General features: G+C 44.7%; 19 protein-coding genes. 18 read left to right on the top strand and 1 reads right to left on the bottom strand.

All coding sequences use genetic code 11. From position 1 onward, the window contains the following. Positions 1 to 65: 65 nt before the first annotated feature. Genes HUS26_RS07375 through pyrE form a run of 8 tightly spaced genes read left to right on the top strand, consistent with a single transcriptional unit; the run spans position 66 to position 9,503 of the window. Positions 66 to 956: an aspartate carbamoyltransferase catalytic subunit gene (locus HUS26_RS07375; protein WP_173916541.1), complete on the top strand. Its 891-nt coding sequence runs from the start codon at positions 66 to 68 to the stop codon at positions 954 to 956. Continuing rightward, a complete protein-coding gene (locus tag HUS26_RS07370) occupies positions 946 to 2,238 on the top strand; it encodes a dihydroorotase (RefSeq protein WP_173916540.1) in 1,293 nt (430 codons plus the stop codon). The genes HUS26_RS07375 and HUS26_RS07370 overlap by 11 nt, the downstream gene beginning before the upstream one ends. After that, on the top strand, positions 2,219 to 3,313 hold the full coding sequence (locus HUS26_RS07365; RefSeq protein WP_173916539.1) for a carbamoyl phosphate synthase small subunit: 1,095 nt from the start codon (positions 2,219 to 2,221) through the stop codon (positions 3,311 to 3,313). Before HUS26_RS07370 ends, HUS26_RS07365 begins: the two co-directional genes overlap by 20 nt. Then, a complete protein-coding gene (carB, locus tag HUS26_RS07360; protein WP_173916538.1) occupies positions 3,306 to 6,509 on the top strand; it encodes a carbamoyl-phosphate synthase large subunit in 3,204 nt (1,067 codons plus the stop codon). Before HUS26_RS07365 ends, carB begins: the two co-directional genes overlap by 8 nt. Further along, a complete protein-coding gene (locus HUS26_RS07355) occupies positions 6,506 to 7,267 on the top strand; it encodes a dihydroorotate dehydrogenase electron transfer subunit (protein WP_173916537.1) in 762 nt (253 codons plus the stop codon). Before carB ends, HUS26_RS07355 begins: the two co-directional genes overlap by 4 nt. Then, the gene (locus tag HUS26_RS07350) at positions 7,267 to 8,181 is read left to right on the top strand and encodes a dihydroorotate dehydrogenase (protein WP_305792000.1); all 915 of its coding nucleotides are present in this window, start codon (positions 7,267 to 7,269) and stop codon (positions 8,179 to 8,181) included. The genes HUS26_RS07355 and HUS26_RS07350 overlap by 1 nt, the downstream gene beginning before the upstream one ends. Beyond that, positions 8,174 to 8,908, top strand: a complete 735-nt coding sequence (gene pyrF / locus HUS26_RS07345) for an orotidine-5'-phosphate decarboxylase (protein ID WP_173918773.1) — start codon at positions 8,174 to 8,176, stop codon at positions 8,906 to 8,908. The genes HUS26_RS07350 and pyrF overlap by 8 nt, the downstream gene beginning before the upstream one ends. Beyond that, positions 8,874 to 9,503 (top strand): orotate phosphoribosyltransferase, encoded by a 630-nt coding sequence (gene pyrE, locus HUS26_RS07340; RefSeq protein ID WP_173916536.1) that lies wholly within the window; start codon positions 8,874 to 8,876, stop codon positions 9,501 to 9,503. Before pyrF ends, pyrE begins: the two co-directional genes overlap by 35 nt. Positions 9,504 to 10,482: 979 nt before the next feature. On the opposite strand, the gene HUS26_RS07335 is transcribed toward pyrE, so the two are convergent. Continuing rightward, complete coding sequence (locus tag HUS26_RS07335) at positions 10,483 to 12,192, bottom strand: NFACT family protein (protein WP_173916535.1); 1,710 nt, start codon at positions 12,190 to 12,192, stop codon at positions 10,483 to 10,485. A gap of 110 nt (positions 12,193 to 12,302) precedes the next feature. Between HUS26_RS07335 and HUS26_RS07330 the strand changes: the two genes are divergently transcribed. From HUS26_RS07330 to pknB, 10 genes are all read left to right on the top strand, one after another. Beyond that, positions 12,303 to 13,184, top strand: coding sequence for a YicC/YloC family endoribonuclease (locus HUS26_RS07330; RefSeq protein ID WP_173916534.1), 882 nt, complete (start codon positions 12,303 to 12,305; stop codon positions 13,182 to 13,184). Positions 13,185 to 13,254: 70 nt separating this feature from the next. Beyond that, positions 13,255 to 13,518: an extracellular matrix/biofilm regulator RemA gene (gene remA, locus HUS26_RS07325; RefSeq protein ID WP_082234228.1), complete on the top strand. Its 264-nt coding sequence runs from the start codon at positions 13,255 to 13,257 to the stop codon at positions 13,516 to 13,518. A 12-nt stretch (positions 13,519 to 13,530) separates the two neighbouring features. Beyond that, positions 13,531 to 14,151 (top strand): guanylate kinase, encoded by a 621-nt coding sequence (gene gmk, locus HUS26_RS07320; protein ID WP_173916533.1) that lies wholly within the window; start codon positions 13,531 to 13,533, stop codon positions 14,149 to 14,151. Next, entirely contained in the window at positions 14,148 to 14,375 is a 228-nt protein-coding gene (rpoZ, locus tag HUS26_RS07315; protein ID WP_173916532.1) for a DNA-directed RNA polymerase subunit omega, read from the top strand. The genes gmk and rpoZ overlap by 4 nt, the downstream gene beginning before the upstream one ends. Positions 14,376 to 14,453: 78 nt before the next feature. Continuing rightward, complete coding sequence (coaBC, locus tag HUS26_RS07310) at positions 14,454 to 15,659, top strand: bifunctional phosphopantothenoylcysteine decarboxylase/phosphopantothenate--cysteine ligase CoaBC (protein ID WP_173916531.1); 1,206 nt, start codon at positions 14,454 to 14,456, stop codon at positions 15,657 to 15,659. Continuing rightward, positions 15,656 to 18,067: a primosomal protein N' gene (gene priA / locus HUS26_RS07305; protein ID WP_173916530.1), complete on the top strand. Its 2,412-nt coding sequence runs from the start codon at positions 15,656 to 15,658 to the stop codon at positions 18,065 to 18,067. Before coaBC ends, priA begins: the two co-directional genes overlap by 4 nt. Before the next feature lie 14 nt (positions 18,068 to 18,081). Continuing rightward, on the top strand, positions 18,082 to 19,029 hold the full coding sequence (gene fmt, locus HUS26_RS07300; RefSeq protein ID WP_173916529.1) for a methionyl-tRNA formyltransferase: 948 nt from the start codon (positions 18,082 to 18,084) through the stop codon (positions 19,027 to 19,029). Continuing rightward, on the top strand, positions 19,022 to 20,368 hold the full coding sequence (rsmB, locus tag HUS26_RS07295; protein WP_173918772.1) for a 16S rRNA (cytosine(967)-C(5))-methyltransferase RsmB: 1,347 nt from the start codon (positions 19,022 to 19,024) through the stop codon (positions 20,366 to 20,368). The genes fmt and rsmB overlap by 8 nt, the downstream gene beginning before the upstream one ends. Before the next feature lie 167 nt (positions 20,369 to 20,535). Beyond that, on the top strand, positions 20,536 to 21,300 hold the full coding sequence (locus HUS26_RS07290; RefSeq protein WP_173916528.1) for a Stp1/IreP family PP2C-type Ser/Thr phosphatase: 765 nt from the start codon (positions 20,536 to 20,538) through the stop codon (positions 21,298 to 21,300). Beyond that, on the top strand, positions 21,294 to 23,411 hold the full coding sequence (gene pknB / locus HUS26_RS07285) for a Stk1 family PASTA domain-containing Ser/Thr kinase (RefSeq protein WP_173916527.1): 2,118 nt from the start codon (positions 21,294 to 21,296) through the stop codon (positions 23,409 to 23,411). Before HUS26_RS07290 ends, pknB begins: the two co-directional genes overlap by 7 nt. The last annotated feature ends 5 nt before the right edge of the window (positions 23,412 to 23,416 follow it).

The following is a 23,416-nucleotide window of genomic DNA, read 5'->3' as shown; positions in this document are numbered from 1 at the left end:
CAACGAAAGCAGCACCCCCGGTACTTCCAGGGGTGTTTTTTTATATAGAAAGGGGAGCGCTAAGAATGCAGCACTTATTATCAATGAAAGATGTGACACCGCTGATGATCACGGAGCTTTTTCATAAAGCCGCCCAATTCAAAGAAGGCCGTAATGATTGGAAAGCTGACCGCACGTTTGCAGCAAATATTTTCTTAGAGCCGAGCACGCGGACAAAGAACAGCTTTTACATTGCCGAGAGAAGGCTGGGGATGGATGTTGTGGATGTTAACGGTGCTGATTCCAGTCTGACGAAAGGAGAAACTTTAAGAGATACGTTAAAGACCCTCGAATCGATCGGTGTTCAGCTTGTTGTATTGAGACAGTCCGAGGAAGGGATTTTGGAGGAACTGTCTAAGGGCCTGTCCATATCGATCATTAACGCCGGGGACGGAGCAGGAGAACATCCAACTCAGTGTCTGCTTGATTTATTTACAATCTCTGAAGAGTTTCCAAGCTTTGAAGGACTGAAGGTCACAATTGCCGGTGATATCAAGCATAGCCGGGTCGCCCGTTCAAATGCTGCCGCACTGCAAATGTTAGGAGCCGATGTATCATTTTCTGCTCCATCGGTCTGGCAGGATCCTGCGCTCTCCTGTGAGTACATATCCATGGATGAGGCTGCAGCAAAAAGCGACGTGCTCATGCTTCTTAGAGTCCAGCACGAACGTCATGACGAAAAGGCTTCGGCTGATAATTACCTGCAGAAATACGGATTAACGAAAGAAAGAGAAGCTTTGATGAAGAAGGGAAGTATCATTTTACACCCAGCGCCTGTTAATCGAGGTGTAGAAATAGATTCAACCTTAGTTGAATGTTCAAAATCACGTATTTTTAACCAAATGTCCAACGGTGTCAACATTCGAATGGCTATTATCCAAACATTACTAGAGGAGGCGGTTTTACATGTCCATTAAAATTAAAGGTGCCAAGCGATTATTAAGTGGTGAGTTAACACCGTGTGAAGTACTGATTCGTGAAGGGAAAATTGCAGAAATCGGGGAAAGTGTCCAGGCAGAAGCGGATGAAACGATAAACGCCGAAGGGCTGCTATTATCTCCAGGTCTCGTAGATGTTCATATCCACTTAAGAGAACCAGGCGGAGAAGCGAAGGAGACGATCGCTACCGGGACGAAGGCCGCAGCCAGAGGCGGATTTACGACAGTATGTGCGATGCCAAATACAAGACCGGTTCCAGATAAAGCAGAAACTCTGAATCAACTAAATGAAAAAATTAATTCTGACGCGTCAGTAAGAGTTCTCCCTTATGCGTCGATTACAACCCGCCAGCTCGGAGAAGAAATGGTTGATTTAGAAGCTTTAACAGAAGCGGGTGCCTTCGCTTTTACTGATGACGGGGTGGGCGTGCAAAGTGCCGGTATGATGTATGAAGCCATGCTTGAAGCCTCACGTTTAAATAAAGCGGTCGTGGCCCACTGTGAAGATAATACTCTCATCTATAACGGTGTTGTTCACGAAGGAGACGTAAGCCGGAGACTGAAAGTGCCGGGAATCCCGAATATCGCAGAATCTGTTCACATTGCTAGAGACGTTCTGTTAGCGGAAGCAGCCGACTGTCATTACCACGTCTGCCACGTATCAACGAAGGAATCTGTTCGTGTGATCCGTGATGCTAAAAAGGCAGGAATTAAAGTAACAGCTGAAGTGACTCCTCACCATCTGCTCTTGTGTGAAGACGACCTTGTGGAGGATGATGCCTTCTTTAAAATGAATCCCCCGCTTCGTTCTAAAGAAGATCGGGATGCACTCATTGAGGGGCTGCTCGATGGAACTATCGACTGCATAGCAACAGATCATGCGCCGCATACAGAAGAGGAAAAGCAGTCAGGTTTAATTAATTCTCCATTTGGAATCACAGGTCTTGAGATTGCCTTTCCACTGCTCTACACCCACTTTATAGAAAAAGGAGATTGGGAACTGGATCAGTTAGTCTACTGGCTGAGTGAAGCACCATGCCGTGTGTTCAACTTGCCGTATGGAACACTGGAAGTCGGAGCACCTGCGGATCTTACACTGATAGATTTAGAGAAAGAAAAACAAATTGACCGTTTTACGTTCGCGTCAAAAGGGAAAAATACGCCGTTTCACGGAGACAGCGTTAAAGGATGGCCAGAGGTTACAATCGTCGATGGAAAAATAGTCTGGGAGGGAAGCCATAATGAAACAACTCGTGCTTGAGGATGGAACAACATTTATTGGAAAAGGTTTTGGCAGTGAAAGAGACAGCTTCGGAGAAGTTGTTTTCAATACAGGAATGACTGGATATCAGGAGGTCATCTCGGACCCGTCTTACTGCGGGCAGATCGTAACTTTCACATATCCTTTGATTGGAAATTACGGCGTAAACCGCGATGACTTTGAAACCGTCAATCCAGCCATCTTAGGAGTGGTCGTAAAAGAACACTGTGAAGCACCTTCTAACTTTCGCAGTGAAGAAACCCTGGATGAATTTTTAAAAGCGAAAAATATCCCAGGAATCAGCGGGATTGATACGAGAAAACTAACGAAAATTATCCGGCAGCATGGAGCGATGAAAGCAGTGATCACTTCAGCTGACCGTCCTGTTCAGCAAGTGCTTGATATGATGCACGACACTCCGCTGCCGCGAGATCAAGTCAGACAGGTATCAACGATTAAGCCGTATGTTGTGCCTGGACGTGGATACCGAATTGTGCTCGTTGATTTCGGGATGAAACACGGGATCCTGAGAGAATTTACGAAGCGTAACTGTCACGTAACAGTAGTTCCTTACCATACCTCGGCCGAAGAGATTCTTCGCTTAAAGCCAGACGGGGTCATGCTCTCAAACGGTCCGGGAGATCCAAAAGACGTACCGGAAGCGATTCAGACGATTCGAAACCTGATGGGACAGGTTCCGATTTTCGGTATCTGCTTAGGACACCAGTTAATCGCTTTAGCCGGGGGTGCGGATACCCATAAGATGAAGTTCGGCCACCGCGGGGCTAATCAGCCGGTTAAAGACTTAAGAACGAACCGTACGAAAATTACGTCTCAGAACCATGGCTATGCGGTTGACGGTACTTCCGTTCAAGCGACGAAGCTGAGACTTACTCAAATTTCTCTAAATGACGGGACGGTAGAAGGCCTTGAGCACTCCACATGCAATGTCTTCAGCGTACAGTATCACCCGGAAAGCTCACCAGGCCCGGACGATACATCCTATCTATTTGATGAATTTTTAGAAAGAATTAAACAGGGGCAGACAAAGAAAAAGGAGGCTCATTATGTCTAAGCGAACAGATATTAAAAGAATTTTAGTCATCGGATCAGGTCCAATTGTTATCGGACAGGCGGCGGAGTTCGATTACTCCGGAACGCAGGCTTGTCAGGCATTAAAAGAAGAAGGGTATGAAGTCATACTGGCGAACTCTAACCCTGCGACAATAATGACCGACCATACGGTAGCTGATAAAGTCTATATGGAGCCTCTAACTGCTGAGTTTTTAATGAAAATCGTCCGTAAAGAGCGTCCGGATGCTATCCTTCCCACACTAGGGGGGCAGACGGGATTGAACTTAGCGGTTGAACTTAGTGAATCTGGTATTCTCGAACGCTATCAAGTTGATCTTTTAGGTACACCACTTGAGGCGATTCAAAAAGCAGAAGACCGTGAGAAGTTTCGTGCTCTCATGCATAAAATGGGCCAGCCGGTACCTGACAGTGAAATCGTAAGCACGGTTGAGCAAGCCGTGGAATTTGCAAATCGAATCGGCTATCCCGTTATCGTCCGCCCGGCATATACGATGGGCGGTGCCGGCGGGGGAATGTGCGACGATGAACAGCAGCTGCGGGAAATCGCACGAAGCGGAATATCTTTATCTCCAGTGAGCCAATGCCTCATCGAAAAAAATATCGCCGGATTTAAAGAAGTTGAATATGAAGTAATGCGTGATAGCAATGACCAGGCGATCGTTGTTTGTAACATGGAAAACTTTGACCCTGTAGGCATACACACGGGGGATTCAATCGTCTTTGCTCCATCCCAGACGCTTAGTGACCGCGAGTACCAAATGCTGAGAAACGCGTCCCTGGATATTATTAGAGCGCTTGAAATTGAAGGTGGATGTAATGTTCAGCTGGCTTTAGATCCACACAGCTTTCAGTACTATGTAATCGAAGTTAACCCTCGTGTCAGTCGTTCTTCTGCACTGGCTTCAAAAGCAACGGGTTATCCGATTGCGAAAATGGCAGCTAAGATTGCTGTAGGAATGACGCTGGATGAAATTCAAAACCCGATTACAGGAACGACTTATGCCTGCTTTGAACCAGCTCTCGACTATGTTGTAGCCAAGATTCCACGCTGGCCTTTTGATAAGTTTGCCAAAGGGAACCGAAAGCTTGGTACACAAATGAAGGCTACCGGTGAAGTAATGTCGATCGGCCGTACGATTGAAGAGGCGCTGTTAAAAGGTGTTCGCTCGCTTGAAGGGGAAAGAGAAGATTTATACGTAGACTCCGTTGCTCAGCTGGAAAATGAAGAATTGTTTACACGGATGAAGCAGGCGGATGATGAGCGTATTTATGTGATTGCGGAAGCGTTAAGAAGAAAAATCACTATGGAAGAGATTCACGAGGTAACTGGGATTGACCGCTTCTTTTTAACAAAGCTAGAGCAAATCATTGACTTAGAACGTGCACTTATAGAAAAGCCATGGGACGTTGAACTCCTTAAACAAGCGAAAGAAAAAGGGTTCTCCGACAGCCAGCTTGCAAGAATTCTTGCCACTGATGAGTTTGAAGTCATGGAATACCGCCGCCTTCATAATGTGCGGCCGGTTTATAAAATGGTAGATACATGTGCAGGCGAATTTGCATCAGAAACGCCTTATTTCTACAGCACTTATGAAGACGAAAATGAGTCCGAAGCCTCCGCAAATAAAAAAGTACTTGTTATCGGTTCAGGCCCGATTCGAATTGGACAGGGCGTCGAGTTTGATTACGCAACCGTTCACTCTGTACTCGCACTGAAAGAGATGGGCTATGACGCGATCATTATGAACAATAACCCGGAAACCGTATCCACCGACTTTAGTGTATCTGATAAGCTTTACTTCGAGCCATTAACTCTTGAAGACGTCATGCATGTGATTGATTTAGAACAGCCAGAAGGAGTCATCGTCCAGTTTGGCGGCCAGACGGCGATTAACTTAGTCGAAGGACTTGATCGCTGCGGAGTGCCAATCTTAGGAACAACGATGGACGCGATTAACACGACGGAAGACCGTGACCTTTTCGAAAAACTATTAAACCAGCTTGAAATTGCCAAGCCTGGCGGCGAAAGTGTAACAAGTGAAGAAGAAGCGATAGAAGCTGCCCGCTCAATTGGCTATCCCGTCGTCGTCCGTCCATCTTACGTACTCGGCGGAAGAGCAATGGAGATCGTGTATTCAGAGGAAGAACTGAATATCTACATGAAGGAAAATGTGAGGGTGCACAACGGTCACCCAATCTTAGTTGACAAGTACCTGACAGGAATGGAAATTGAAGTAGATGCCATATCTGATGGGGAAGACGTGTTAATTCCTGGAATTATGGAACATATCGAACGAGCAGGGGTCCACTCTGGAGACTCAATGGCGGTTTATCCGACCCAGCGGTTAACGGAAGAACTAGAGCAGCAGTGCATCGACGCAACGATAAAAATCGCCCGTTCATTAAAAATGAAAGGCTTAATTAATATTCAGTTTGTCATCCTAGATGGTACAGCCTACGTTCTTGAAGTAAATCCACGAGCCAGCCGTACCGTGCCATTCTTAAGTAAAATTACTGGAATTACGATGGCCCAGCTCGCAACAAAGGTTCTCATGGGTGCAACATTACAAGACTTAGGCTATAGCACTCAGGTAGCCGATAAGCCGGACGGCGTTTATGTGAAAGTGCCAGTTTTCTCTTTTGAAAAACTTCGCAGTGTTGACACAACATTAGGACCTGAAATGAAATCTACAGGAGAAGTCATCGGCTATGATCAGAGTCTTGAGAAGGCTCTATATAAAGGAATGACAGCGGCCGGCTTGAAGATCCCGACGGAAGGTTCTGTCCTCTTGACGGTCGCCAATAAAGATAAACAGGAAATGGTTCAAATCGCCGAAACGTTCCACCAGCTAGGTTTCCACCTGTTTGCGACAGAAGGAACTGCCAAAGTCATCCAGGAAGCAGATCTGCCGGTAGAAGCTGTAGGAAAACTGGGGTCTGAACAAAAAGATACGATCGATTTAATTAGGAATGGTGAAGTTCAGTTTGTCGTCAACACGATTAATAAAGGCCGCCGCTCCCGTTCTGATGGATTTCTCATCCGAAGAGAAGCAGTGGAGCACGGAATTGCATGCCTCACAAGCTTAGATACGGCGAAGACGATCGTTGAAGTCATCGATGCGATGACGTTTACTGCACGTACAATTGATAAAAAAGAGGCGGTGTTTGCTCCATGATTCGCGAATGGATGACGATTGTCAATCATCAGAACATCGCCCATAAAACCTACTTGATGGAACTGCAGGGCGATATTGCCGGCATGGTAAAAACTCCTGGCCAGTTTGTCCACATTCAAATTAGTGACAGTTTCTTTTTGCGCCGTCCAGTATCGATAGCCGATGTTAGTCACGTGAAAGGCACGATCACGCTTTTATATAAAGTAATGGGTGAAGGTACGGACGCTTTAACAAAAAAGTCACCAGGAGAGAAGATTGATATCGTCGGTCCTGGCGGGAAAGGGTTCCCTGTCGATGAGGTGGAAGCGGGTCACGCTCTCCTCATCGGTGGAGGAATCGGCATTCCGCCCCTCTACTATTTAGCGAAGCAGCTGACAGCGAAAGGAATCGATGTCACAAGTGTGCTTGGCTACAGGTCAAAAGAAGATCTCTTTTATGTGGAGGAATTTGAGGAACTTGGGTCTGTTCAAATCACAACGAACGATGGAAGTGTCGGTCAACAGGGGTTTGTAACCGATGCTCTGCCTGATCTAAATACGATTGACACGTATTTTACATGCGGTCCGACAGTGATGCTAAAAAGTGTAAAAGAAAAGCTTGCTGGCATACCTGGCTATATTTCTATTGAAGAACGAATGGGATGCGGTATTGGCGCCTGCTTCGCCTGTGTGATGGAAACTCCGTGTAATTCTGATAAAGGCTATGTAAAAGTATGCAGCGATGGGCCGGTTTTTCGCCCAGAGGAGGTCGTTTTATAATGGATGTACAAGTCAATTTACCTGGCCTTGCCTTGAAAAATCCTATCATGCCGGCTTCCGGCTGCTTCGGTTTTGGAAAAGAATTTGCTCAGTTTTACGACCTTTCTGTATTAGGAGCGGTCATTATTAAAGCAGCCACCGAAGAAAGCAGATTTGGTAATCCGACGCCGAGAGTAGCCGAAACCGCAAGTGGTATGCTCAACGCGATTGGACTTCAAAACCCGGGCGTCGATGGAATTATAGAGAAAGAGCTTCCATTTTTAGAACAGTTTGATACGCCTGTCGTTGCCAATGTTGCCGGAAAAACCGTGGAAGAATACGTAGCCGTTACGAAAAGGCTGTCTGAAAGCAGTGTTGACGCTCTTGAACTGAACATCTCCTGCCCGAATGTAAAAGAAGGCGGTGTTCAGTTTGGAACAGACCCCGGCCTTGCTTATGAAGTTACGAAACAAGTTAAAGAAGCAAGCAGCCTTCCGGTTTACGTGAAGCTATCACCGAACGTCACCGACATCGTCGCTTTAGCAAAAGCAGCTGAACGTGCAGGAGCTGATGGTCTGTCGATGATCAATACGCTGACAGGCATGAGAATTGATCCGAAGACGAGAAAGCCGATTATCAGCAATCAGACTGGAGGGTTATCAGGTCCGGCAATTAAACCTGTAACGATAAGAATGATTCATCAGGTCTACCAGGAAGTAAAAATTCCGATCATTGGAATGGGCGGTATCGAAACAACCGATGATATCGTGGAATTCCTGCTGGCCGGTGCGAGTGCTGTTGCAGTGGGAAGTGCCAATTTTAAGAACCCGAACATTTGTAAAGAGTTAATTCAGCAGTTCCCCGAAACACTTGAGAAGTATGGATTTTCCTCTGTAAAAGAAGCTATCGGAGGTGCTCACCTTGTCCATCAATAATCCGCTCTATGTAGCCCTTGATTTTCCAGGAAAACAGCAGGCGCTGGAATTTATAGAAGCCAATGATTTAAATGGAGTTCCCGTTAAAGTGGGAATGGAACTGTTTTACCGGGAAGGCCCAGCTATAATCGAAGAGTTAAAGAAACGCAATCACCCCGTGTTCGTCGATTTAAAACTGCACGATATCCCGGCTACCGTTAGACGGGCGATGACAAGCTTAGCTTCCCTTGAAGTAGATATCGTTAATCTTCACGCCCAGGGGGGAAGTGAAATGATGCAGGCTGCCGCGGAGGGGCTGGAGGTCGGGTCTGCCCATAAGAAGCCCTTGCTGCTTGCGGTGACACAGTTAACGTCTACGGATGACCATATGCTTGAAAATGAACTCCTCGTTAAAGATAAATCGATGGGAGAGGCCGTCGTCCACTATGCTAAGCTCGCGAAGAATAATCGTGTAGATGGTGTCGTCTGTTCGGTGAAAGAAGTGCCGGCCATACGCGCAGCCTGCGGGCCTGAGTTTGTCACATTAACCCCAGGCATCCGACAGGATGAATCCAACCGTCACGACCAAAAACGTGTAGCTACACCAAGAGCAGCAGGAGAGGCGGGAAGCGATTATATTGTAGTCGGCCGTAACATTACTCAGTCCTCAAATCCTTTAGCAGCCTATCAAAATATGAAGGAGGAATTTATTGATGGAGTCAAACAGCGTCGCACGCCAACTCCTTAATATCGGTGCTGTACAAATCAGGCCGAATGATTTATTTACTTGGACTTCAGGCATTCGCTCACCTATATACTGTGACAACCGTCTTGTCATGTCCTATCCTAAAGTACGCGAACAAATCATTGATGCTTTTGTCACACATATTAAGAGCTTAGAAGAGCGGGTTGATATGATCGCAGGCTGTGCAACTGCAGGAATCCCACACGCCGCCTGGGTTGCTGACCGCCTTGGACTTCCGATGGTATATGTAAGAGGAGAAGCCAAGAAGCACGGAAAAGGAAATCAAATTGAAGGTGATCTCACTCAGGGTGAATATATCGTTGTGATTGAAGATTTGATTTCAACAGGAAAGTCTTCCATTGCAGCAAGTGACGCCGTGATCAACAGCGGAAAGAGCGTCGTTGAAGTTTTATCCATATTTACTTATAACCTGGCAGAAGCGTCAGAAGCTTTTGCAGCAAAAGGTCTGCGCACTCATTCGTTAGCAGCGTATAATGAGTTGATTTCTATTATGAAACAGGCCGGTGAAATCAGTGATGAAGAATACAGCAAATTGCAGCAGTGGAGAGAAGAGCCGAAAATATTTACTGAAGCATAACTTAATAACATTAACAAAAAGGGACACATCATTGTGTTCCTTTCTTATTTGGCTCTGTTAAATGCTGTAGTTGAGTGGAAAGGACTTTGTAGTGCCAAGAGAAAGCATGACCATCAGTTACGATGACCGTGCTGGAACCTATAGAAGTTAAAATGTAACCTTCTGTTTAAAGAGAAAAGCACATTCTTTTTTTGTCACAGTTTAGAATCTTATATGAACCAAATGAACTTGTACTAGTTTGATTCATCTCGTCTAACAATTCGATAGCTTGTTCAACAAAAGGATAGGTGATTAGCGGGATATTTATTTTTATTTAATTTACATTTCTTAATAATTCATAACACCATGTAACTCCGAGGAAAGCGAGCAGGCTCCCCAATTTTTATAAAAAAAATATAAAATTAACATAACCTTCAATCAATAAACCAATGCTTATATACCTGGACTGTTTTTTTACATACTTTAGTGTGCTACATTATAAATAAAGTTCAGAATTTATGAATAGGTTAGTAACATTCATTAGTAAAAAGGGGGAGCGGATAGACCTCTTCTTTTCTATTAAACGTAAGGTGTTGGACTATGAACTCTAGAAAACATTCATTTTTTATCTTACTTAATGCCTCACTCGGGTTAGCTACTTGTGTCGTTTATTTGTATACATGGATGTCAATGACGTTCACCCCGACTTTTGGGTATCTGCAGCCTCTTATAAGCGTTATTATTTGTTTCGTTTTATTTTTTCTACTTAATTGTCTGTTCCTGCGAAGAGAAAAAAGAAGGTATTGGGCACAGGCGTCATTTTCGTATATCGCAGCTATGATTGTCTTTGCATATTTTTTAAGCCGTTAAAAGTTTCATCCTCTGGTGTCTTAGTTAGTGAATCGCTGTTTTCCTTTGTTCAGCAAGCTTTTTATGTAGCTTAGCTTTAATGACTTTTTCAAAACAAAAACCATCCGCTGACTCCAAGCGGATGGTTTTATTATTTAGTCTTTAACTTACGGACTTCTTCTTGATCCGGCGTGACATAGACCGTCTGCTGCTGATCATAAGTGACAAACCCCGGTTTGGCTCCAGAAGGCTTTTTCACATGACGAATCAGCGTATAGTCTACGGGTACCGAAGAAGACTGGCTGTACTTGCTATAGTAGGCTGCCAGGCGGGCGGCTTCAAAGATTGTCTCTTCAGAAGGATCATGATCTTTAATCACTACGTGTGATCCTGGAATATCCTTGGCGTGAAGCCACGTATCTCCTTTATGGGCAAGGCGGTTCGTTAAATATTCGTTCTGCTTGTTGTTTCTTCCCACATAAATCGTCGTGCCGTCACTGGCGGTGAAGCTTTCCGGAGAAGGAGTATCAGGCTTTTTCTTTTTCTTCTTCACGGAAGATTTTTTCTTTAAGTAGCCTTGTTCTCTTAATTCTTCTCGGATTTCTTCAATATCTTCTTCTCTCGCACTTTCCACCTGCTGCAGGAGCTGCGCAAAGTACTCGATCTCTTGTTCGGCTTTTCTTATTTCCGTACGGACCGCTTCTTTAGATTTTTTCAGCTTCTGATAAGTTTGAAAATAGCTTTGTGCATTTTCACTCGGAGTTTTGTTGGGGTTCAGCTCAATTTCGATTTCCGACTGCTCCGGGTCATAGTAATCCACGACCGTAACGGAAGCATCCCCAAGGCTCACGAGATGCAGATGGGCCGTCAAGAGTTCACCCATCTTTTGATGTTCTTCCGCTGCTTCTGATTTTTTTAAGGTGGTTTCGTGTTTTTTGATTTTACGCTTGTTTTTATCTCTTTCATTTTTTAAAAAGCGGTGGAGGTCTAAAGCCTGCTGTTTCACTCGATCACGTTCTGCCTTCCCGGAATAAAAACGGTCAAGCATTTCACTGACCGTGGAGAAAGTTTTCGTTTCCCCTTTCAAATGAGTCAGCGGCAATACATAAAACTGTTCACGTTCCCCTAGGAATAGAGAAGGAACGTAATTATTGTTCCTAACAGCGCTTTGTATTTCTTCATAGGCTTCCTGGTAATCTTTCCTGCTGCCCAGATTCGCCCGGTGAACAATTTCTCTCGTAGTCATCGGTGAGAAGCCCATGACTTTACTTAAGATCTGCTTATCAATTTTGCCTGAGTTAAAGTCGAGTTTTTTTACTAAATCCTCTCCGGACAACTGAAGCGGATTTGATTTGCCCTGCTCAGGCGGAAGCTTATAGGGCTGCCCCGGCATGACCGTTCTGTACGTATTTTGTGAAGGAGGCAAATGCTTGATACTGTCAAATATATGGCCTTCCTCCGGGTTAATTAAAATGATGTTCGAGTGTTTACCCATTACTTCAATAATTAACGTCTTGATTGTTTCATCCCCTATTTCGTTTCGTGAACGGATATGAAATTTGACGACCCTTTCCATTTCTACTTGTTCAATATCTTCTATAAAACCGCCGGCTAAGTGCTTTCGAAGCAGCATACACAGCATCGGAGGCTCTTTCGGGTTATGGTATCCATCTTTAGTTAAATGAAAGCGGGCATAACTTGGATGAGCAGAAAATAACAGAGTATGATTCTGCCGCTGCTTTCTTATTGTGAAAATTAATTCTGTTTCTGTTGGCTGATAAATTTTCAGTATGCGTCCGGTCTTAAGTTTCTCCTTGAGTTCCTGAGTAATTGCGCGGGTGACAATTCCGTCAAAAGACATAGTTACAACACCTCTCTAGTCTTGTAAGTATAGCAATGATTCGCATGGTTGTGAACTTATTTGATACACTGTAAGAGTAATGGAAAAATGAAAAAACGGACGTGATACTCTTGGTTAAAAGTATGACTGGATACGGTCGATATACCACTCAAATTGATCAGTCGAAATGGACAGTCGAAATTAAAAGCGTGAATCATCGCTTTTTGGACTTCTCTCCAAAAATCCCCCGGTCGCTCTTGTTTATGGAAGACGCTCTAAAGAAGACGTTAATGAAATATATGAAGCGGGGAAGAGTCGACTTATTTATATATCAGGAAAATGAGTCTCCGCAGGAAAAAAAGCTGCAGGTGGATCATCATTTAGTGAAGCAGTACATTGGCCAGCTGGAGGAACTGAAGGAAGAGCACCAGTTGACGGGAGATATCACTATTGATATGGTTACTAGGTTAGAAAATGTATTTACCGTAACTGAAACGAGCCAGGTAGACAGTGAACTGGAAGAGAAACTGCTCGATGCCGTCGACCGCGCCGCAGAAGAACTCGCATCTATGCGGAAGACAGAAGGCCGTCATCTAAAGAATGACGTTCTCAATCGATTGACCCGAGTGAAAACAATGGTAGACAAAATCGACGCTGCTAAAGAAGAACTGATCACCCTTCACCGCGAAAAAATCCTCACAAGGCTGAAAGACCATTTAAAAGACTATGTGCAGGAAGAAGACTCCCGTCTCATTCAAGAGGCGGCGATACTCGCTGAAAAGGGAAATATAACAGAGGAAGTTATCAGGCTTTACTCGCACATTGAGCAATTTAAGGCAGGCCTTTCAAAAGAAGATTCGATCGGCCGTCATTTAGATTTTATCGTTCAGGAATTTCACCGAGAGATTAATACGATCGGATCGAAATCAAATGATGCAGTTTTATCGAATCATGTCGTACAATTAAAGAGTGAAGTGGAGAAAATCAAAGAACAAGTACAAAATATTGAATAACGATTGAGATTTAGTCTATTTTTTTCATATAATAGTAATAGATTAGGGTTCCTAGAAGGAGGAAGTGTCGTTGAGTCTTAAGTTAATTAACATCGGATTTGGCAATGTTGTATCAGCCAACCGGATCATATCCATTGTTTCACCAGAATCTGCACCGATTAAACGTATTATTACGGTAGCAAGAGATAATAATAAATTAGTAGATGCTACATATGGTAGAAGAACCCGGGCCGTCATCATTACCGACAGTGATCATGTAGTATTGTCTGCCGTCCAGCCGGAGACAGTCGGCCAGCGGGTCTTAAGTCAAGATGAAATTTCTGATGATAATTAGGAGGCACCATTTGTGATAGAAGAGAAAGGTATTTTATTTATATTATCCGGCCCCTCAGGAGTGGGTAAAGGAACAGTCAGGAAGGCTTTGTTTGAGCAGTCTACTGATTTGAAGTACTCTATTTCCATGACGACTCGTAAGCCGCGTGAAGGGGAACAGGATGGAATCGATTATTTCTTTAAAACTAGAGAAGAATTTGAGAAATTAATTGAAGAAGGCCAGCTTATCGAGCATGCCGAATATGTCGGGAATTATTATGGCACACCAAAACAGTATGTGCAGCAGACTCTCGACGAAGGGAAAGACGTTTTCCTGGAAATTGAAGTACAGGGGGCATTAAAGGTGAGAGAAAACTTCCCGGAAGGAGTATTCATTTTTCTCATACCTCCTTCTTTAGAAGAATTAAAAGACCGTATCGTAAACCGCGGCACGGAAACTGAAGAGAAAGTAAAAAACCGTTTGTTAGCGGCAAAAGAAGAAATCGAAATGATGGATGCCTACGATTATGTAGTTGTTAACGATCAGGTAGATTCCGCCGTCAGCAAGGTACAGTCCATCGTATTAAGTGAGCATTGCAAGCGTGAGCGTGTCGCTCATCAGTATAAAAAAGCATTGGAGGCTGATCAATCATGATGTTAGAACCATCTATTGATTCACTGCAGGAAAAGATTAAATCAAAGTATACACTAGTTACTCTTTCAGCTAGACGCGCGAGAGAATTAAAGCAAGGAAGCGCTCCGATGGTCGACAATCCAACTTCCGCCCAGCAAGTGGGAGTAGCTTTGGAAGAGATTGATCAAGGGAAGCTGAAATACTCCCAGTCCGACGTCATTCAATCTAGAACAGAAACGCTATAATACTTTAGTAAAGCCGCGCTACCTGAATTTATAGGCGCGGCTTTTCCTTATCAACTGCTGATGAAAGGATATGGTCGCATGCTTACAAACAAAAAAATCGTCCTTGCGGTCTCAGGAGGCATCGCCGCTTACAAAGCAGCGGCTTTAACGAGCAAACTTGTACAGGCAGGAGCAGAAGTCAGAGTAATCATGACTGAAAGTGCGCTCCAATTCGTCGGTTCTACAACGTTTCAGGCACTGTCCCGCCAGCCTGTTTACACCGATACGTTTAAAGAGCAGGATCCACGATATATCCAGCATATAGATATAGCCGACTGGGCAGATATGTTTTTAATCGCCCCGGCCACAGCTAACAGTATTGGCAAACTGGCAAACGGCATAGCAGATGATATGCTGTCCACGACTTTATTGGCTACAGAAGCCCCTGTTTATATTGCCCCGGCTATGAACGTACATATGTACAGCCACCCGGCGGTCGTAGAGAATATGCAGAAACTTGATAAGTGGGGATTCCGCTTTATTGAGCCGGGAGAAGGATATTTGGCGTGCGGCTATGTTGGAAAAGGCCGTCTTGAAGATCCTGAAACCATCGTCGCCCTTTTAGATAAAGAGGCCGCACAGTCCCAAGTATTAAAAGGAAAAAAGGTGCTGATTACCGCAGGCCCGACCCGTGAAAAAATTGATCCTGTCAGATTTTTTACCAATCCATCGACAGGTAAGATGGGCTATGCGCTGGCACGTCAGGCACGTGCACTTGGAGCAGAGGTCACTTTAGTGAGCGGCCCTGTTTCTTTGGCTGCGCCTTCGGACGTAGAAAAAGTTGAGGTCGAAACGGCAGAAGATATGTATAAGGCCGTAACCGAAAGATATGCTGAGAGCAATATCGTTATCAAATCAGCAGCAGTGGCCGATTACCGTCCAAAACAGGTATTTGACCAAAAAATGAAAAAATCTCCGGGGGATTATTTTGTAGAGATGGAACGGACCAAAGATATTCTGCAGCACCTCGGTGATCATAAAACCGGCCAGTATTTAGTTGGATTTGCTGCTGAAACCAATGACGTCGAAGAGTATGGAAGGGAAAAGCTCCGCAAAAAAAATCTCGATGCGATCGTGATTAATAACGTCTCTGAAGAAGGTTCCGGATTTGGACACGATACGAACCAGTCGATTTATTTAACGAAAACAGGCAGACGGCTTGAGCTTCCGATGATGTCGAAGGATGAAATGGCGAGAAAAGTACTGCTGGAAATAGCGAGTGCGGTCGCTGGTGATTTTGTGTGAACATCGCGCGTGTAATCGTTGATGTCCCTTCACAGAACACCAACCGCCTGTTTGATTATGAAATCCCGGAAAAATTTAAAGAGATTGTTCAGCCGGGGGTCCGCGTTATAGTTCCTTTTGGTCCACGAAAGATTTTAGGGTATGTCATTACGCTGACCGATCAAAGCAGTTTTACGAAAATGAAAGAGATCCAGGATGTACTTGATATTACCCCGGCACTGACTCCTGAGCTTTTAAAACTTGGAAAGTGGCTGTCCAATCAGACGCTCAGCTTTTATGTATCCTGTCTGCAGGTGATGCTTCCGCAGGTGTTAAAAGCGAGATACCGTAAAGAGCTGTTGCGTTTATCAGAGGAAGAGGGACCGGAAGAGCTTGAAGACTTATTTCAAGGGAGGGGAGTCATTGAATACAGTGAATTTGAAGGCTCTTCTCTTACTTACCAGCAGCTTCGGCGCTTTGTCGATGAAGGCTTAATCGATATTCACTATGAAGTCAAAAGCCGTGAAACAAAAAAGACGACCACGGTGATCGAGCCGGCGGTCGAGGAATGGAAGCTTGAAGAAGCTTTTGTTGATTTGCCCAAACAGGCGATTAAGCAAAGGCTCTTAATGGAGCATTTTATTGAAACGAAAGAACCGATCCCGAAAAAACAGCTGCTTGAAGTGACGAATACATCGGCATCTTCGCTTAAGCCGCTGATTAAGCAGGGGCTTCTTAAAGAATATAAGCAGGAAGTGCTGCGCGATCCTTATGGACACCGTAACTTCGAGCGGACTCTTCCTTTTTCGTTAACAGAAGAGCAGCAGACCGCTATTACACCCGTCTTGGAAGCGATCCGCAGCAGAGTCCATGAAGTGTTTTTGCTGCACGGCGTTACTGGCAGCGGAAAAACGGAGATTTATCTTCAATCGATTCAAAAAGTGCTGGACAATGGGAAGGAAGCCATTATGCTCGTTCCTGAAATCGCACTGACACCGCAAATGGTGGAACGCTTTAAAGGAAGGTTTGGTTCAAAAGTTGCTGTGCTCCATAGTGGTTTATCAGCTGGTGAAAAATATGACGAGTGGCGAAAGATCCAGCGAAATGAAGTACAGGTAGTCGTCGGCGCCCGATCAGCCATTTTTGCACCGTTTACAAATGTCGGCATCATTATAATTGATGAAGAGCACGAATCGAGCTACAAGCAGGAAGACCGGACGAGATACCATGCCCGGGATGTAGCGATTGAGCGGGGAAAGACCCACGATTGTCCTGTGGTACTCGGCAGTGCCACTCCTGCTCTAGAAACATATGCACGTGCCGCTAAAGGGAACTATAAAATGCTGACACTGACGAAGCGGATGAATGATGCGATGATGCCTCAGGCAGAGCTTGTTGATATGCGTGATGAGCTGCACCAGGGGAATCGTTCGATGTTTTCACGGGTATTAATTGAAAAATTAAAAGATCGAATTGAAAAAGGCGAACAGGCCGTGCTTTTCCTAAACCGAAGAGGTTATGCCACGTTTGTTATGTGCCGGGACTGCGGCCATGTGAAAGAATGTCCCCACTGTGATATCGCGCTTACTTATCATAGAAGGCAGGAAAGGCTCAAGTGCCATTACTGTTCCTATGAAGAGCCGATGCCGAATCAGTGCCCTGAATGTGAAAGCAAAACGATCCGTTATTTTGGGACAGGAACACAGAAGGTAGAAGAAGCGATTTTAGAGTTAATTCCTGAAGCGCGGGTCATTCGAATGGACGTCGACACCACAAGACGTAAAGGGGCTCATGAACGTCTGCTTAATGATTTTGGTGATAAAAAGGCTGATATTCTGCTTGGAACCCAGATGATTGCAAAAGGGCTGGACTTTGGCAATGTCACTCTCGTTGGAATATTAGCTGCAGACTCGCTGTTAAATCTTCCGGATTTCCGCGCTGCTGAAAAAACATTTCAGCTTCTGACGCAGGTAAGCGGCAGGGCAGGAAGACACGAGCTTGCTGGAGAAGTTATCGTACAAACGTATTCCCCGGAACATTACAGCATCCGTCTGGCGAGTGAATATAACTATGAGAGCTTTTTCCATGAAGAAATGAGACTAAGAAAGGCGTTTCATTACCCACCTTATTACTATTTAACGTTGTTTACGGTCTCTCATCCAAACCAGCTGAAAGTGCAGGAAGTGACCCAGAAAATCGTCCAGTTTATGAGGCAGAAACTGTCAGATCATACGGATGTGCTGGGCCCGACACCATCAGCCTTAACCCGAATCAATAATAGATATCGCTATCAATGCATGATAAAATATAAAGAAGAACCTGAGCAGCGGAAACTGGTGCAGCGCATACTGCACTATTATGAAGATGAAATGAAAGAAGAGAACGGATTGCAGATTACGGTTGATTTCCAGCCGTATCAGCTCATGTAGGAAGGAGTCACACCATGACACGGATCGTATTTATGGGGACACCCGATTTTGCTGTCCCCGTTTTAGAACAATTAGTCGAAAACAACTATGAAGTCGTACTGGCCGTTACACAGCCCGATCGTCCCAAAGGGCGTAAGAAAACCTTAACACCGCCTCCGGTAAAGGAAGCTGCTGAGCGGCTGGGGATTCCAGCTTTTCAACCTGAAAAAATTAAAGATGAATATGAAAAGGTGCTGTCTTTTGAGCCTGACTTAATTGTTACAGCTGCATTTGGGCAGATTCTTCCCGAGCCGCTCCTTGAAAGCCCTAAGCACGGATGTATTAATGTTCATGCCTCTCTGCTGCCTGAGCTGCGCGGGGGAGCTCCTATTCATTATTCCATCATTCAAGGGAAAAAAGAAACAGGGGTTACCATCATGTATATGGTGAAGAAGCTTGACGCAGGAGATATTCTCACACAGGTTACCGTGCCAATTACGGATGAAGACCATGTTGGGACACTGCATGATAAGCTTTCCGAGGCAGGTTCCAAGCTGCTTCTTGATACATTGCCGAAGCTGCTAAACGGCGAAATAAAGCCTGTGAAGCAAAACGATGAGGAAGCAACCTTTGCTTCCAACATTAAGAGAGAGCAGGAGAAGATCAATTGGAACCGAAGCCAGCAGGAGATTTATGACCACATTCGCGGACTGCACCCATGGCCGGTTGCTTTTACATACTGGAAAGGTAAGCCGCTGAAAGTATGGTGGGGTGAAAAGCTGGATAAGACGTATAGTCAGCCGGCTGGGACCGTTGTTGATATAGAAAATGACGGCATCATCGTCGCAGCCGGAGACCAAAAAGCGATGAAGATTACTGATCTTCAGCCTTCAGGGAAAAAGCGGATGACCGGACAGGCCTTTGTCAATGGCGCCGGACAGGCGATGGAAAAAGGTGAAGTGCTGGGTGAGCAGAATGACTAAGTATGCACTTAGAGAAACAGCGCTGGATCTCTTAACACGAGTAGGAGAACAAGGCGGCTACAGCCACGTGCTTTTAGACCAGGCAATGAAAAGCACAAACCTGTCGTATAAAGATGGTGCATTATTAACGGAAATTGTTTATGGCACGCTTCAAAACAAGCTGAAAATCAATTATCAAATCCATCCTTATATCAGCAGACAGAAAAAGCTGAAGCCCTGGGTCAAGTGGCTGCTATACATGTCCGTCTATCAAATGCTTTATTTGGAAAGAGTTCCCGATCACGCAGTCATTCACGAAGCTGTTGAAATTTCAAAGAAGAAAGGCCATAAAGGCATTTCCGGTTTCGTCAACGGCGTTCTGAGAAACGTTCAGCGCCAGGGGGTAGAAGACCCGGATCAGATCAAAGATGAAGTTGAAAGACTTGCCGTAACCACGAGCCACCCCGAGTGGCTGGTTAAGCGGTGGATCTCTCAATACGGAATGGAAACCACAGAAGCGATGTGCCGTCAGAACTTAAAAACACTGCCGATGTCGATTCGCATCCAGCCGCTCCGTATAACAATGGAAGAAGCAGAAGCTGAGCTCACAGAGAGAGGCTTTGAAACGAAGCGGAGTATTTTTTCATCACAGGGCCTGCTGATTTTAAAAGGAAACATTTTAAAGGATCCTTTATTTAATGAAGGCAAAGTGACTGTGCAGGATCAGAGTTCCATGCTTGTCGCAGAGATGATGGATCTTAAGCCTGAGCAAGAAGTGTTAGATGCGTGCAGTGCACCAGGCGGAAAAACGACCCACATCGCTGAAAAGATGAACGATCAAGGAAAGGTTTACGCCTACGATCTTCACAAAAAGAAAGCCTTTCAAGTCAGTGAAAAAGCTCTTCACTTACAGCTGACGAGCATCGATGCAAACCAGGCAGATTCAAGAAATCTTCAGGAATTTCATGAACCAGGAACGTTTAACAGGATATTACTGGATGCTCCTTGTTCCGGACTTGGAGTCATGCGTGGTAAGCCGGACATTAAGTATCAGAAGAAAGAAGAAGATATTTTTGCGTTAAGGAAAATACAAACTGATTTACTACAAAGCGTGGCTCCCCTTTTAAAAAATGGCGGCAAGCTCGTTTACAGCACATGTACGGTTGATACACACGAAAACGAAAAGGCTGTTGAGCAGTTTTTAAAAGAGCATGAGGATTTTACGATTGACCCGGACTTTATTAAAGGACTGCCAGAGCAATTAAAAGAATCCTTTGGTGTAAGTGAATATGGACTGCAGATTTTTCCCCACCAGTGGGATACAGACGGTTTTTTCCTTGCGCGTCTGGTTAAGAAATAAACGTAAGAACTTGTATTATTTTTTAAAGAATATGGTTACTCTGTATAAGTAGCCATATTCTTGTATAATGATGGATCATCATATAGAACCGTTATATTCGTGAGCGGCAAAAGGTTTACGGACAGCTTCACGCGAAAAATCGCGTAAGGAAAAACGAGGTGAAGACCATGATAGGAAGATTTTTTACAGATACGGGGCAGGTTAGAAGCCATAATGAAGATGCAGGCGGCGCATATAAAAATGATAAGGGGCAGATTCTGGCGGTGGTCGCTGATGGAATGGGAGGTCACCGGGCAGGGGATGTGGCCAGCCAATTAGCTGTCACTATCTTACATAATCGTTGGAAAGAAACACTATCCGTTGAATCTCCGGATCAAGCGGAAACCTGGCTGAAAGAAGCGATTCATGAAGTCAATCAGAAAATTTTAGAGCACTCCCATGAAAATGAAGAATGCCGCGGCATGGGCACAACTGTCGTCGTCTCCATCTGCAGCGAATCTTTTGTTTCCGTCGGGCATATTGGGGACAGCCGTGTTTATTTAGCGGACAGCGATGGTTTCAGGCAGATTACTGAAGATCATTCCCTCGTGAATGAACTGGTACGTTCCGGCCAGATCTCAGAAGATGAAGCAGAACATCATCCGAGGAAAAATGTGCTGTTAAAGGCCTTAGGTACAGATGAACAAGTAACTGCTGACATCTTAACTGTGGAGTTTGAAGAGGATAACCGGCTATTGTTATGCTCAGATGGCCTTACCAATAAAGTATCCGGCGATGAATTAGCTGAAATTGCTGATTATGAAGGCGATTGGGAGAACTTTGGGCACAACCTGATTGATTTGGCGAATGACCGGGGCGGAGAAGATAATATCACTTTAGTCATTGTTCATAACACGCAGGCACCCGAGAAAGAGGGTGTTGAAGAATGTTAACCAATCGTCTCCTCAACGATCGTTATAAAGTAAAGGAAGCGGTCGGCGGAGGGGGAATGGCTAATGTTTACCTCGCCTACGATTTAATATTAAAACGTGAAGTCGCAATAAAAGTGCTGCGGCTTGAATATGGAAATGATGAAGAATTTATCGCAAGATTTCACCGGGAAGCTCAATCAGCCACAAGCCTTGCTCATTCAAATATTGTTAATATTTATGATGTAGGGGAAGAGGAAGACCTCTACTATATGGTCATGGAATATGTGGACGGCATGACACTGAAGCAGTATATTCAGCAGAACAGTCCGATCGATCCTGCAGAGGCGATCGATATTATGAAACAGGTGACTTCTGCTATAACCCATGCCCATGATAATGATATTGTCCACCGCGACATTAAGCCCCAGAATATTTTAATTGATCATTACGGACATGTAAAAGTGACTGACTTCGGAATTGCAATGGCCCTTAGTGCGACTGCCCTCACTCAGACGAATTCTGTGTTAGGCTCGGTTCACTACTTATCTCCCGAACAGGCACGAGGGGGAACGGCAACGAAGAAATCAGATATCTATTCACTTGGAATCGTATTCTTTGAATTATTAACAGGGAGACTCCCATTTTCTGGTCAATCTCCTGTGTCGATAGCCCTAAAACATCTTCAGCACGATACACCTTCTTTAAAGCGGTGGATCCCTGACTTGCCGCAAAGCGTAGAAAATGTCGTCTTTAAATCTACGGCGAAGGATCCTTTTCACCGCTATGATTCTGTAATGGAAATGGAACAGGATTTAGAAACATCTCTGAACCCTGAGAGGCTGAACGAACCGGCTTTTGTTCCTCCTGATGAGGAAGACGAAGAAAAAACAAAAGCTATCCCTGTCATAACAGATAATGACTTTGGGGATCAGGAGGAAGGGGAAACTATTGTTCATGAAGCCGGAGTTCCCGATGCGGTACCTGAAGAACCAACTAAAAAAGCTGCAGGTAAAAGTAAAAAGGGTAAAAAGAAAAAGTCAGAGAAACCAAAAAAGAAGCGAAGATGGTGGGTATGGCTTTTAACGATTTTCCTTGTTTTAATATTAGCCGGCGCGGCTATATTATTTGCCCTCCCAAACCTCTTGGAGCCTGATGATGTGGAGATGATTGACGTCACAGGAATGGAGTATGAGGAAGCCTATAGTCAATTAAGAGAGCTGAACCTTGATGTCCAGAGAGAGACGGTCTTTTCAGATGATGTGGAAGAAGGGAGCGTCGTCCGGACCGATCCGGAGGCTGGAACGATGATTAAAGAACAGTCACGAGTGACCGTTTATTCATCTAAAGGAAAAGAACGGATCACTTTTGAAGACTACGTCGGTCAAAGTTATGAACGTATTAAGGAAGAACTCGATGAACAAGGCTTTGCCAATGTTCTGGCAATCGAAGAGAATTCTGACCGGCCGCGAGGGGAAATTATTGAACAGATTCAGCCTCAAGCCGGAGACGAAGTAGTAGCGGAAGATACACGAGTCATCTTTCGTGTCAGTTTAGGTCCGCCGCTCATTACACTGCAGCCGCTTGAAGGCCAGACAGAAGATGAAGCGAGGCAATATTTATCGGATAATGGGCTCGAAGTTTCCGTGTCAGAAGAATATTCTAGCGACGTGCCTGAAGGAGAAATCATTAGACAGGAACCTGCTGCTTTAACAGAAGTTGAACGAGGTTCTACCGTCAGCATAGTCGTCTCTTTAGGTCCGGAACCAGTTGAGGAGGAAGAAACGGAAGAACCGCCGCCGGAAGAGGAATCTCCTGAAGAAGAAGCTCCGGAAGAAGCTCCGGAAGAAGAACCCGAAGAAGAAGAATCGGAAGAAGCCGTAAATGAAGAAGAACCTCGCGAGGAAACGGTGTCTGTCGAAGTTCCATTTAATGAAGAATTGGACAAGGAAGAGCAGACCGTGCTCATTTATGTAGAAGATGCCAATAATCAAATTTCTGAAGTTTATCAGGAAGAAACCATTACAGAAGATACGACCATTGAGTTTGAGATTACGATAGAACCAGGAGAAGAAGCATCTTATAAAGTCCAGCTGGAAGATGAAGTAATCGAACAAGCCAATGTATCATATTAAGTAGG

Source organism: Halobacillus sp. Marseille-Q1614, assembly GCF_902809865.1.
Lineage (GTDB): Bacteria > Bacillota > Bacilli > Bacillales > Halobacillaceae > Halobacillus_A.
This window is presented reverse-complemented; position numbering and strand designations above follow the sequence as displayed.